The sequence below is a fragment of the Kribbella antibiotica genome, from assembly GCF_004349055.1.
Lineage (GTDB): Bacteria > Actinomycetota > Actinomycetes > Propionibacteriales > Kribbellaceae > Kribbella > Kribbella antibiotica.
In genome coordinates, this window is the sequence record NZ_SMKX01000045.1 from 39,352 (window position 1) to 53,022 (window position 13,671).

At 67.1% G+C, this 13,671-nt stretch carries 7 protein-coding genes; all 7 read right to left on the reverse strand.

Annotation, left to right across the window (positions count from 1 at the left end; translation table 11 throughout):
- The 7 genes from E1263_RS17680 to E1263_RS17710 all read right to left on the reverse strand — a co-directional run bounded on the left by E1263_RS17680 (position 1) and on the right by E1263_RS17710 (position 13,572).
- A complete protein-coding gene (locus E1263_RS17680; protein WP_165956657.1) occupies positions 1 to 7,155 on the reverse strand; it encodes a non-ribosomal peptide synthetase in 7,155 nt (2,384 codons plus the stop codon).
- Complete coding sequence (locus E1263_RS17685) at positions 7,133 to 8,002, reverse strand: ABC transporter ATP-binding protein (RefSeq protein ID WP_132168661.1); 870 nt, start codon at positions 8,000 to 8,002, stop codon at positions 7,133 to 7,135. Before E1263_RS17685 ends, E1263_RS17680 begins: the two co-directional genes overlap by 23 nt.
- Positions 7,999 to 9,048, reverse strand: coding sequence for a FecCD family ABC transporter permease (locus E1263_RS17690; RefSeq protein WP_132168663.1), 1,050 nt, complete (start codon positions 9,046 to 9,048; stop codon positions 7,999 to 8,001). The genes E1263_RS17685 and E1263_RS17690 overlap by 4 nt, the downstream gene beginning before the upstream one ends.
- Complete coding sequence (locus E1263_RS17695) at positions 9,045 to 10,091, reverse strand: FecCD family ABC transporter permease (RefSeq protein ID WP_132168665.1); 1,047 nt, start codon at positions 10,089 to 10,091, stop codon at positions 9,045 to 9,047. The genes E1263_RS17690 and E1263_RS17695 overlap by 4 nt, the downstream gene beginning before the upstream one ends.
- Positions 10,088 to 11,080: an ABC transporter substrate-binding protein gene (locus E1263_RS17700; protein WP_132168667.1), complete on the reverse strand. Its 993-nt coding sequence runs from the start codon at positions 11,078 to 11,080 to the stop codon at positions 10,088 to 10,090. The genes E1263_RS17695 and E1263_RS17700 overlap by 4 nt, the downstream gene beginning before the upstream one ends.
- Positions 11,081 to 11,240: 160 nt before the next feature.
- Positions 11,241 to 12,869: a S53 family peptidase gene (locus E1263_RS17705; protein ID WP_202868934.1), complete on the reverse strand. Its 1,629-nt coding sequence runs from the start codon at positions 12,867 to 12,869 to the stop codon at positions 11,241 to 11,243.
- 151 nt (positions 12,870 to 13,020) lie between these two features.
- Complete coding sequence (locus tag E1263_RS17710) at positions 13,021 to 13,572, reverse strand: DinB family protein (protein WP_238161305.1); 552 nt, start codon at positions 13,570 to 13,572, stop codon at positions 13,021 to 13,023.
- Positions 13,573 to 13,671: the final 99 nt, after the last annotated feature.

The window sequence follows — 13,671 nt, forward strand, 5'->3', positions numbered from 1 at the left end:
TCAAAACCCTAACCTGAAGGAAGCTCGGCTCAGAGCTTCGCGGAGTTCGGTGACAACGGAGTCCGCGAAACCGAGGAAAGTGATGGTCGTCGAGTCCGGAGCAAGGTGATAGCGGATCACCGCGCGATACAGCTGCTCGGTGCCCTCCGTGCCTGGTGACCCACCGTCGTAGACCCGCGTCAGGAGTACTGCGGGGGAGGGGGTACGTCGCAACGCCCTCCGTCCGGTCTTGTTGTGGTACCGGAGCAACGCCAGCTCGGCGGTCCTGGTTGGCTCGGGCTCGTCGAGAGCGATGGTGGCAGCCGCCGTGAACGGACCGATCGGGTTGCCATCGGGAGTCAGCGGGACCTCTTCGTCGATGACGACGATGCCTGTTGAGCGGAGTGCGTCGCGGATGGCTTTGCTCGCGACGTCCTCGGCGAGGGGGCTGTCCCAGCGGAAGCCGGAGACGTTGCCGGAGGCAAAGGTGTCCTCTTCGATCGGCTGAGCCCGGGCGAGCAGACTCTTCCAGCGATCAAGGCTGTCTGTAGTCATCGCGTCACCGGCTGCTTCAACGGCTTCGAGTGCCGGGACGAGCGCTACTCCGCCGGACGCGGACTGCCGAAGTGCCTCCGCCAGCCGGTGCAGCGATGCCCGGTCGACCGTTCCCGCGTGGACGGCGAGCACTGCGGCCGTCTGTGTGTAGGCGAGCGCAGCCGGGCGGCCGGCCGAGATGTCGACGAGCTCAACGGCGGCCGACCTAAGGTTGCTCTCGGCATCCAACTCCACGGTCTGGGGCTCGGCTGCCTCCGGCGGCAGCAGATAGGTGAACCAGAGCCGTCGGCTGGTCGCATCAACCGAGAGACGAAGCGCATCCGTGGTGGCGACGAGTGAGCGGAACTCCGAGACAATTAATTCGGTCGTCCGCACGTTGATGAGCTCGGTGAAGACATACTCGTCAAGTGCGGCGTCCGCCTCGCGTAAGCGCTCCAGGGCAGCAGGAGTTGGGATCAGAACCGGCCCGGCCGCAGGCACCGGCGGCTCAACCAGCGCAGAGAGGGCGCCGATCGTGCGCTGCACGAAGACATCCGGCAAGCTGAACGTCAGACCGTGCTCACGCGCGGACGCAACGAGTCGTGCCGCGGAGATGCTGTCGCCACCCACGCGGAAGAAATCGCTGTCGACGCCGAGGTCGATGTCGAGGTGCAGTACGTCGCGGAAGATGCCGGCGAGGGCGATCTCGGTCTCGGTCTCGGGTGCCCGGCCATCGGCCGCACCTGCCCCCAGGTCCGGTTGCGGCAGTGCGCGGCGGTCCAGTTTTCCGTTGGCAGTAACGGGGAATCGGTCCAGGCGCACGAACGTTGCGGGCACCATGTAGTCCGGCAGCGACTGGGCGAGATGCTCGCGCAGCGCGGCGTCCTCGGCATCCGTGATGACGTAGGCCGCGAGGTACTTGCCGCCGGCCGGATTGTCCAGCGCGACGACGGCCGTCCCCGAGACCGCGGGATGCTGCTCGAGGACCGCGCTGATCTCGCCGAGCTCGATCCGGTTTCCGCGGATCTTCACCTGGTCGTCGCCGCGGCCGAGGTACTCCAGCTGTCCCTGGGTGTTCCACTGCACCACGTCGCCGGTGCGATACAACCGCGCGCCGTCGTCGGCAGCGACGAATCGGCTGGCGGTCAGCCCCGCGCGAGCGACGTACCCGTCCGCGAGCTGGACTCCACCCAGGTAGAGCTCGCCCGCCACACCGACCGGCACCGGACGTAACCAGGCATCAAGAACCCGCGTCATCGTGTTCGCCACCGGGCCGCCGATCGGCACGCTGACCGCATCGACCCCAACCACCGGGTGAGCGGTCACATCGACGGCTGCCTCAGTCGGCCCGTAGAGGTTGTGCACCTCCGCGTTCTCGAACAGCGCAACGGCATCGGCCGCGGGTGACACCGGCAATGCCTCGCCGGAGCAGAACACGCGCCGTACCGAAGCCACTGAGGACTTGTCCGGGCTCGAGGCGAGGAAGGCCTGCAGCATTGACGGCACGAAGTGGGTGACGGTCACGGCGTGCCGGTCGATGGCTTCGAGCAGGTACTGCGGATCCTTGTGCCCGCCGTCTTTAGCTACGACAACTACGGCGCCGGTGATCAGCGGCAGGAAGAACTCCCACACCGACACGTCGAACGTGAACGGGGTCTTCAGCAGCACGCGATCCGCCGTACCGACCTGGTAGTCGTCGCGCATCCAGCACAGGCGGTTGACGATTGCCTGGTGGTTGATCTGCACGCCTTTGGGGCGTCCGGTGGTGCCGGAAGTGAAGATCACGTACGCCGCATCCGTCGGAAGGAGCGGACGCGAGAGCTGCGGTGGGTCGACCACGCCGGCATCGAAGTGTTGCTGCACGAATTCGTCGTCGATCACCACCCGGGGTGTGGCGTCCGCGAGGATGTGCTTGACGCGTTCGGCCGGATAGTCAGGGTCGATCGGTACGTACGCCGCCCCGGCGCGGAGTACCCCGGTCAATGCGACCACCAGATCGGTGGAGCGCGGCAGGGCGACCGCGACCCGATCCCCAACCTGCACGCCCTTCTCAACAAGGCGGTGGGCGAGAGCGTTGACCCGGGCATCGAACTGGCTGTATGTGAGTTCGGTGCCGTCGTCAGCGATGACCGCGACGGCATCCGGGCTCGCCGCGGCTTGTCGGCGTACCAGCTCGTCAAGAGTCGCTTCGGGAACCTCAACCGGCTCACCACGCGACCAGGCGTCCAGTTGCCGCATCTCCGGTGCGGGCAACAGGCCCAGGTCGCCGATCCGCGCGTTCGGATCGGCAGCGATAGCCGCCAGTGCCGACTTGAGGACGGTGACGAACCGCTCCGCGGTGGTGTCGTCGAACAGGTCGGTCGCGTAAGCGAGTCTCCCGCTCAGCTCGGTGTGCGAATCGAAGATGTCGAGGTCGAGATCGGTCTTGACCGCGCCCACCGAGACGGGAGTTGATGTCGTCTCGACACCATCGAGGCGCAGGCTGTTCGCACGGCGGCTGCCGACGACGCGGTGGGTGAGCATGGTTTGGAACAGGGGGTTCCGGCCAACGGAGCGCTCGGTGCCCAGCGCACGAATGATTTCCTCGAAGGGCGCGGCCTGATGCTCGAACCCGCCGAGTACCGATCGTCTGGTGTACTGCAGAACCTCGGCGATCGAGTCCCCGGCGTGGAATCGATGGCGGATCGGCAACGTGTTCACGAAGTATCCGACCAGCTCTTCCAGACCGTCCTCGGTGCGGCCGCCGACCGGTGAGCCGATCAGCACGTCCGTCCCGGCGCCCAACGCCGAGACGGTCAACGCGGTCGCGGCCTGCAGAGTCATGAACATGCTCACGCCGTGCGCATCCGCAACCTGACGCAGGCCGGTCACCACCTGTGGGTGGATGCTGAAGCGCAGATCCGCACCGCGGTGGGTCGGCGCGGCCGGTCGAGGCCGGTCCAGCGTGATCGTGGACTCCTCGGGCGCATCCGCGAGGACGTCACGCCAATAGGCGAGATGTTCGAAAAGTGGTGAACGCGTATCCGAGGCTGTGCCCAGGACGTCGCGCTGCCAGATCGCGTAGTCCGCGTACTGCGCCGGTAGCGGAGTCCATCCCGGCTCCTGCCCCGCGGCCCGCGCCTGATAGGCAGTCGACAGATCGCCCAGCAGCGACGGGAACGACCATTCGTCCACCGCGTGGTGATGGACGGCGACAACGAATACCCAGTCGTTGTCGCCCGCGTGGAGCAGCGCGACCCGGATCGGGAGATCGATCGCCAGATCGAACCCGGCCCGCACCACCGCGTCCACCCGCGTATCCACGCTCGTGACGTCGTACTCGACGAGCATTGAGAGCCGGTCGGCCGCCTCTTTCGCCGGTACGACGACCTGGCTCAGCGTGCCGTTGTTCTCCACCAAGAGTGTGCGCAGTGCCTCGTGCCGAGACACCACGTCCCGGACCGCCGTGGCCAGGACGTCAGGATCCAGATCGCCCCGCAAACGCAGGACCACCGGCACCACGTACCGCCCACCCGGCGTACCGAGCTGATCGATCAGCCAGAGTGCTTGTTGCCCGTAGGAGACAGGGAGGACGGCTGGGCGGGGTAGTTCCCCGATTCGTGTCGAGGGTGTCCCGGTGTTGGCGTCGGCGATGCGGGCGAGTTCGCTGATGCGTGGATGGTCGAAGACGTCGCGCAAGGTCAGTGCGGTGCCGAGGAGTGCGTTAGTGCGGGCGACGACGCGGGCGGCGAGGAGGGAGTGTCCGCCGAGGCGGAAGAAGTCGGTGTCGATGCCGAGCTCGGTATCGAGGTGGAGTACGTCGCGGAAGATGTCGGCGAGGGTGATCTCGGTGTGGGTTTGCGGAGCCCGGCTGTCGGTGCTGCCCGCGGTGAGGTCTGGTTGTGGGAGGGCGCGGCGGTCCAGTTTCCCGTTAGGGGTAACGGGGAATCGGTCCAGGTGGGTGTAGGTGGTGGGGACCATGTAGTCCGGGAGCGATCGTTCGAGGTGCTCGCGCAATTCATCGGTCGGCACCTCGTCCCCGGTCGTGTAGGCGGCGAGGTATTTCCCGCCGGCGGGGTGGTCCAGTGCGATGATCGCCGCACCCGACACGGCTGGGTGTTGTTCGAGGACGGAGCGGATCTCGGCGGGTTCGATGCGGTTTCCGCGGATCTTGACTTGGTCGTCGCTGCGGCCGAGATATTCGAGCTGTCCTTGGGCGTTCCAGCGCACGAGGTCGCCGGTGCGGTAGAGCCTGGTGCCGTCTTCACCGGCTACGAAGCGTTGAGCGGTGAGGGCCGGGTTGCCGATGTAGCCGTCGGCGAGTTGGACGCCGCCGAGGTAGAGCTCGCCTGTTGCTCCGGCAGGAACCGGGTGCAGCCAGGTGTCGAGGACGTGTGCGGTGGTGTTGGCGACCGGGGCGCCGATCTCAAGGGGTCCGGTGGTGGCGTCGCCGGTGACTTCGGTGGAGCCGTAGAAGTTGTGCAGTTCTGCTTGTGGTGCGGCGGTTCGCGAACTGTTCGCGGTGGCCTGGACCAGTGGTTCGCCGGAGGAGATCCAGTGCCGGACGGTGGCCAACGCGGTGGGTGCGTCGTGGTGCCGGACGAGGACGTCGGCGAGGCTGGGCACGGTCAGCAGATGGGTGACTCGGTGCCGGGCGATCGTGTCGAGCAGAGCGGCTGGGTCTTGGGCGGTTTCGGTCGGTACGACGACGATTCGGGTGCCGGCGATCAGTGGCCCGAACAACTCGGTCACGGCGTCGACGAAACCGACACCGCTCTTTGACATCGCCACGTCGTCCGGCCTGTAGCCCAGTAGGCGTTGGCCCCACGCGAGGCGGTTCACGAGTGCGCGGTGGGCGACGGCGACGCCCTTTGGATTGCCCGTCGTCCCCGAGGTGAAGATGACGACCGCAGCGTCGAGATCGTTCAGCGGCCGGGCCAGAACGGGAGCGGTTTTCGCGCCCTTGGCCAGGCGTTCCTGCGCTTCGGCGATGTACTCGTCGGTGATCACCACGGCGGGTGCGGCGGCGTGGAGGATGTGTTCGATGCGTTCCGCGGGGTATTCCGGATCGATCGGCACATAGGCCGCTCCGGCGCGCAGTACGCCGGCCAGTGCTACGACAAGGTCGACCGAGCGGGTCATCGCGACGGCGACCCGGTCTCCGACCTGTACGCCGTCCTCGACCAGGTGGTGGGCGAAAGCGTTGACCCGTTCGTCGAACTGGCGGTACGTAAGTTCGGTGCCATGAGCAACAATCGCGACCGAGTCCGGGCTTGCTGCCACCTGTCGGCGTACCAGCTCGTCAACAGTCGCGCCGGAAACCTCGAGCGCTTCGCCCTGTGCCCAGGACGGATCCGGGCCGTCGGTGTCGGGTGTGAGCCTGGTGCTTGCTTGGTGCAGGGTCTGGGTGGGGGAGCCGTCGAGGACCGTGGTGAGGAAGCGGCCGAGTCGGTCGGCGTGCGCGATTGGGTCGCCGGCGGTGGATCCGCTGGACAGGTCCAGCCGGATTCCGGTGTCGCGGGTGCGGTGGATGACGAGGTCGAGTGAACCGACCGGGCCACTGCTGACTCGCTCGGTGATCACACCGGTGTCGCCCAGGCGCGGTGCCGACTCGAAGAGTTTGATGTTGATCGTCGGCAGCGCGAGATAGGACGCCTGGCCGCCGGGCCAGGTGCGGGCTATCTGGTGGTCTTCGGCAGTGGTGTGCCGCCGGGCAGTCTTCAACTGCTCTGCGACGGTTTCGAGGACGTTCTGGATTGTGTGGTGTGGGCTGATGCTGGTGGCGATCGGGATCGCTCTGGAGATTGCGCTGGGTGTTTTCAGCGCTTCGCGATCGTCGCGCAGCATCAGCGGGACCCGGACCGCGACGTAGTCACGACCGTCGGCAAGAGCGGTGTAGACGCCCCACAAGGCGATCAGGGCATCGGTCCAGGAAACCCGCGCGGCGCGGGCGAATTGCTGGACTCTCGGATAGAGGTCGTCAGGGATCGGGACGGCAACCGGCAGGCTGGAGGAGGCGAAGAGCCCGGCGACGTCTTCGACGTTCTCGTGGCCGGCGTTCTCGATCGCGAGGACGCCGTTCCAGTACGCGACGTCTGCCGCCGCCTCGGCAGTGTCAGGCCGCTCGGTCTCCAGGACGTTCTTCAAGTCGCCGAACCAGCGGTCCGGGACCGGCTCGCCGGCTTGGGTCGCGGTGTAGACGTCGGCGACGCGGCGGATGAAGAGGAAGATGCTGTAGCCGTCGACGAGCAGGATGCTGGTGACCAGGATCCAGGCCCAGGTCCCGTCGGCGCGGCGGACCAGTGTCGAGGTTGTCGCGGGCTCTCCGGCGGCGGCCGTCCCGGCGAGTTGTTCGCGGGCCAGGGCCCGGACCTGGGCGTCGTCCTGGCCGGTGTCGATGATCTCGGTCGGGAGCGTCGTGGTGGTGTCGACGTACTGGAACGGGACGCCGTCGTCGTCGCCGAAACGGGCCCGGAGCGTATCGGTCTCGGCGAAGACCGCGCTGACCGAGGACGCGAGCAGGATCGGGTCGATCGGGCCGTCCAGCCAGATCAGCCGGCCCGCGCAGAACACCGAGGACTCAGGAGCGAGGCTTCGCGCTACCCAGTTGCCTCGCTGGCTCGCGGTCAGCTGCAAACGATCATGAGCCGTCAACGGAAGCACGCTCACCCTTCTTGAAGTGCGCCGGGCGTTCGCGGCCCAGCGGTACGACGGACGGCGTACCGGCGACTGGGTCGGGGACGACGAGGCAGCGCAGTCCGAAGACCTCGTGGACGAGGTCGGCGGTCACGATCTCCGCCGGTGCGCCTTCGGCGACGATGTGGCCGTCCTTCATGGCGATCAGGTGAGTGCCGTAGCGGGCGGCCTGGTTCAAGTCGTGCAGTACGGCGACCAGGGTGTGGCCGACGTGATGCAGGTCGGTGAACAGTTCCATCAGCTCGATCTGATGGGTGATGTCGAGGAAGGTGGTCGGCTCGTCGAGCAGCATGATGTCGGTGTGCTGGGCGAGCGCCATGGCTACCCACACCCGCTGGCGCTGACCACCCGACAACTCGTCCACCAGACGGCCGGACAGGTCGGTGACTGCCGTTTGTTTCATCGCCCGTACGACGGCCTTCTCGTCGGCCTCGGTCCACTGCCGGGCGAACCCTTGATGCGGGTACCGGCCCCGGGCCACCAGGTCGGCCACGGTGATGCCGTCGGGGGCGATGGAGGACTGCGGCAGCAGACCGACCCGCCGGGCCACCTCCTTGGTCTTGAAGGAGTTGATGTCGGCACCGTCCAGAACGACCTGCCCGGCCGACGGTTTCAGCAGCCGGGACAGACCGCGGAGCAGGGTGGACTTGCCGCACGCGTTCGGACCCACGATCACTGTGAACGACTCGTTGGGGATCGCCACCGACAGCTCTCGGGAGATGACGCGTTTGTCGTAGCCGATCGTCGCCGACTCCACGTGCAGTCGTGAGCCACCGGAGGATGTCGTCAGACCGTTGGCGGTGTGGGTGGTCACAGGCGTCTCCTGGCTTCGGTGATCAGCAGCCAGCCGAGGTAGCCGCCGCCGAGGATGACGGTGACGATGCCGACCGGCAACGGTGTTGGTGCGACGTGCTGGGCGAGGTAGTCCGCCGCCAGACAGAGCAGCGCGCCCACCAAGGCGGCGGGAGCCAGGGTGATCCCGGCAGTGCGGGTGAGCCGACGTCCGATCTGCGGCGCGACCAGCGAGATGAACGCGATCGGGCCCGACGCAGCGGTGACCGTTGCCGTCAACGCCACCCCCAGCAGGATCAGCCCGAGACGAACCGCTGAGACCCGCACTCCCTGGGCTGCGGCCGCATCGTCGCCCAGCTCCAACTGCCGCATCGGCCGGCTCGACATCGCTGCCAGCAGCAGCAGTACGGCGATGCATGCGCCACCGACGGCGACCTGCGGCCAGGAGACGCCGTTGAGTGACCCGGCACCCCAGGTCGCAGCGGCCATTGCCTGATCAAGATCGGCTTTGAGGATCAGCCAGGTGTTGAACGAGCCGAGCATCGACGAGATGCCGATGCCCACGATGATCAAGCGGAACCCTTGCACACCTCGCCGGTAAGCGATCAGATACACGGCGAGGGCCGTAGCGACTCCGCCGATCAGTGCTCCGCCGACCAACTGCCAGTAGGTGCCGTTGATGAGCAGGATCACGATCAGTGCGCCGGTGTACGAGCCCTGCGAGAAGCCGATGATGCCGGGGTCGGCGAGCGGGTTGCGCAGTGTCGACTGGAAGACAGCGCCGCTCACCCCCAGCGCAGCACCGAACACCAGCGCCGCCACGACGCGGGGGAGCCGCCACTCGACCACGATGTCGCGGACGAGCCCGGTTGTCTGACCAGTCAGCGCGGAGACGACCTCTCCTGGACTGAGCTGGAACGAGCCGGTCATCAGCGCGAGCACCGCCGTACCGGCGACTGCCAGGGCGAGAACCGAGCAGACGATGACCGAGCGCCACTCAAGCCGTACGGCGACTCTCTGGCGCCGCAGCACCAGCACCCGCCGCCCGAAGTCCACGCGTGCGCTCATAGCCCGCTCGCTTTCTTCTGCCGCACCAGCGCGATGAGCACGGGGGCACCGACGAAGGCAGTGACGATGCCGACGGGAATCTCGCCGGGCCGCATCACGACCCGCCCGAGAATGTCGGAGGCCAGCAGCAGGCTGGGAGCCAGCACCACGCTGTAGGCGAAGATCCAGCGCTGGTGCGGGCCGACGATCCAGCGCGCGACATGCGGGACCATCAGCCCGACGAAGCCGATCGGCCCGGCGATCGCCGTACCGCCGCCGGCGAGCAGGGTCAGCGCGATGATCGCGAGGATCCGGGTGCGGATCAGCTGGACGCCTTGGGCGACGGCCAGCTCGTCACCGAGGGCCATGGCGTTGAGTGGGCCGGATACGGCGAAGGCAAGGATGAGCGCGACCGCGAAGAACGGCAGCAGCGGCCACACCAGGTCGAGCGGGCGGCTCACGATCGAACCGGCGTTCCAGGATCGCATCGCGTCGAAGGCGTCCGGGTTGGTCAGCTCGAGGGCCGAACCGGCACCACCGAGCACCGCGCCGACGCAGACCCCGGCGAGAACCATCATCACCGGCGACTGGCCGCGCCGGGTCGAACCGAGGGCGAGCACCATCAGGGTGACGATCAGCGCGCCGGCAAAGGCGAACCACATGTAGCTCTGGATGTCGCGGATTCCGAGCAGCCCAACGGCGACTGTGACCGCGAAGGAGGCGCCTGCGTTCACTCCGAGGATGCCCGGATCGGCCAGCGGGTTCCGGGTCAGGGCCTGGATCAACGCACCGCCGACGCCAAGCGCCATACCGACAACCAACCCGACGATGGTGCGCGGCAGGCGGAAGTCCCGGATCGCGAACTGATCGATGTCGTTCGACGGATGGAACAAGGCATTCCACACCACAGTGGGTGAAATGGCCGTTGACCCGATCATGATGCTTGCCACCAGCAACGCCAGGAGCACGACGAGCGCGACGACCAGGCCGATCAGTCGACGCCGCGATCCGGACACCGTGACGGTGCCCGGATCGCTGGGTCGACGCAGGGTAAGAGCTGTCACTTCTTGGCGGGGAGGGTTGCCAGCGCCTTGCCGAGTGAGCCCAGGTACCGCAGAACGGCGCCGTACGAGTTGTTGCCGGGGCAGAAGACACCGAGCGCGTGACCCGACGTCACTAGCGGCAGTGCCTTCCAGGTGTTGGTGTCGACCACCGGCGCGAAGACCGTGGTCGGCTGGCCCTTGTCGTCGGCGGGGTAGGTGATCACGTCGTACTGGGACGACAGCTTGGTGAGCTGCTCGAACGGCAGGGACGTGTAGGCCAGCGGGTCCTTGCCTGCAGGCGCCTGGGGGTAGTTGAAGCCGATGTCGTCCTGGGCGATCTCGACGCAGCCGATGTCCCCGACGACGTACGTCCCGGGATCGGAGTTGGAGTAGCGATCGAGGTTGACGAACTTGGTGGTCTTGATGAGCTCCGCGTAGGTCTGCTTCATCTTGGCGACCTGGCTCTCGTACTCCGCCTTCTGCCGGGTGAGCGAGTCCTTCACGTTGCCGGCGTCCGCGATCCCTTCGGCGATCGCCTTCCACTCGGTGTCGAGGCCCCAGAAGACGGTCGGGGCGATCGTCGTGAGTTGCTTCTCCATCTTCTTGAACTCGGCATCGGGGATCTGGACCAGGATGAGGTCCGGCTTGAGGGCGGCGACCTTCTCGAGGTCCACCTCGCCGCCGACGTCCGTGGCCTTCTTGTACGTTTCCTGCTGGTCGGCCGGCAACAAGCTGAGTTCGGAGGGGGCCACCCCGGTGACGCCCACCGGCGCGCCACCCATGTCGATGAACGGCAGGTCCGTGTTGCCGATCGTGACGACCCGCTGCGGGGCGGCCGGGACCACGATGTCGCCGTTGCCGGCCTTGACGGTGTGCGTCGTGGCGGCGTTGCCGCCGGGCTTGGCGCCGGGCTTGTCCTCGGCGCCGCCGCAGGCGGTGAGGGCGAGCGTGAGGCTCAGGACCGCGGCGGTCACGGCCGCGCCGCGCCGTCCCAGGGGTGTCGTGCTCATGGGTGTTTTTCTTCCTTTTCTGCTGCAGGGGAAACGAGGTTCGGCACCGCTCAGAGTGACGCCGCGCATACCCCGTGTCAGGTCCTTCCCCGTGGGGACCCATCGGAAGATATTAGGTAACCCTTACCTTAAAAGCCAGCCATGCCCGGCCTGTTTTGGGTCACTTTGCAGCAAGGTGCAGACCGAGGAGGAAATGCAGGCCGTTCGGGGTGCCGATGCCGGTCGTGGTGTCGTAGCCCTTGGCGGTGACCAAGGTGCCCGGGCCCTGGTAGTCGAAGTACTCGAGACTCGGGGTGTAGTCGGCCGTGGCCGGGGTGTAGGCGACACGGTTCTGCTGGGGTGTCTTGGGCCCGAGCGGCAGGACGTCGCGGATCGCCGGAGTGCCGTGCAAGCGGTAGAGGACTGGGTTGATAAACCCGTACGACGTCCGCCGGCCCTGCTGGGCGCCCGCGATGAGGCCTGCGATCACTGGGGTCGCCAGACTGGTGCCTGCGGTCGACTGGGTGACGTAGTGGCCGTCATCGTCGCTATGGCCGACCAGCATGCCGGTGTTGGGGTCGGCGATCGCAGAGATGTCAGGAGAGGCCCGGTTGACGTGTGTCTTGCCGTGGACCCGCACGTGCGACATCGACGCCGGTACGACGCCCTTCTGATAGGCGGGTTGCGCGAAGGTGAGGCTGGTGCCGCCGCCTGCTGCGGAGCCGCCGCCCAGGTCGTTCCACTTGCCGTCATCGAGCGAGACGGTGTTGTTCGACCAGCCGGTTTCGAACACTCGCTCGTTGTGCGCGCCCAGGCCGAGTGTCGTGCCACCGACGGCAGTCGCGAACGGCTGCTCTCCAACCGCATCCAGGGTGGGGGCGTCGCCAGAGGCGAAGTACAGGCCGACACCTTCGGCGGCAGCCCGGAGTGTCAGTGCATGCAGGGTCTTTCCTGTTTCGCCGTCGCCGGGGATTCCCCACGAGTTGGAGACGATCGTGGCGCTCGGCCGGTGGCCGTCTCCCAGCAGCACGCCGTGAACCGCGTTCAGTAGCCCCTCGTCCTCGTTGCAGCCGTTGCCGACGACCACCAGTTGCTTCGCGTCCGGTGCCATCGCGTAGACCGCCTGTGAGTCCATCTCGGTCTCGTCGTCGTACCGGGTGGCGCTGCGGGTGCTCGCGGTGGGACACGGGCGACCGACCGTCTGCTCCCGGTACTGGCCGCGCTTGAGCGGCGGCAGGTTGTTCCGTTTCGCCCACTCCTGCATGGTTTTCTGCATCGAGGTCCCGAACTGAAGCTCGGTCAGCGCGACGGTCTGACCCCGACCGCTGAAGGCGCGCGAGGCGCCGTACGCAGCACGTAGTTGCTTGGCGCTGTAGCCGCAGATCGGCAGCGCCGCCGTGGTCAGTCCCTTGTACGCCGGCTTGAAGCTCTGCATGTGCTCTGCCCAGTACTGCGAACACTGCGGTGTCTTTTTTCCTGAAGCCGCCGCAGCCAGCGCGCGCCTGCCGGTGCTTAGCCCGGTCACCGCTAGCACCTCAGCACCGAGCTCCGATGGCACGTTCGACACAGGTCCAGTTGCCGACACATAGTCCCGCCCACCACTGACCTGTACGTCGCTCAGCCCAGCAGCCGTTAACCGATCAGCCACCGCCTTAGCCGCGGCAGGAGTCGGCCCGAACCGAGCCGTGTACTCGTTCGGACTCAAGTACTGATGGAACTGCGCACTACCCGGCGTAGACACAGCCATGGCAAACCGCTCAGCACCAGCCAGATCTGGCTTGAGCCACACCTGAACGCTCCGCGTCTCCACCGCCCGCACCACGCCCTGTCCAGGCACCCCCGCCGCCGCAACCGCCACAGCCGCGCAACTCACCAGTGTGACAACAGTCCTGAGCACAATTCCTCCACGCTCCGCGATCGATCATCTACCGATCTATCACCCTAGGCTGCCGCCCCGGCCTTCAGGTTCTCTGCAGATAAAGGTCCCGAAGCAGACAGATCTCAGCGCCGTGGTGGATGACCTCCGCGTTCACGTACAGCATCAGCTTCGCCAGTGACGCCTCCGCGAAGGCAGGAGGCTCCCCCTGCGGCTGGCTCAGCCCACCCGTGCCCAGACCGCGCACGCCGGCAACAAACACCGCGTACTCGTCGTCCAGTTGCCGCAGGGCCTCCCGAGCCGTGCCCGCAAACGAGTACGTCGCTTCACTGGCCGCAGGCTGCCCGAATCGCTTAGCACTGGTCGAAGCGAGCCCGACGGACAGGTGTGCCAGCCGCCACGCGATCGTGGTCACGGGCGCCGGATCTGGCGGCGGCTGCTGGTAGTCCATCGTGAAGTCGCCGGCACCGAGAGAGAGCGGCGCAGCGCTCTGACCACGGCGGCTGAGCGTCCAGCAGCCAGGCACTGGCTGCCAGAAGTACTCGTCGTCGGTGAGCCCGTCCAGCCGCGGGCGGAGCAGCTCCTGCCAGTGCGTCTCCAGTTGGTCGGCAACCTCGGCACCCCAGTCAATGTCCACGCCCAGACGGTAGCTCTAGACCGTGAAGCGGGCTTGGAGGCCTAGGTGGTCGGTGAGGTAGGCGGGGCCGCTGGGTAGGGGGTACTGGTGGGTGAAGGT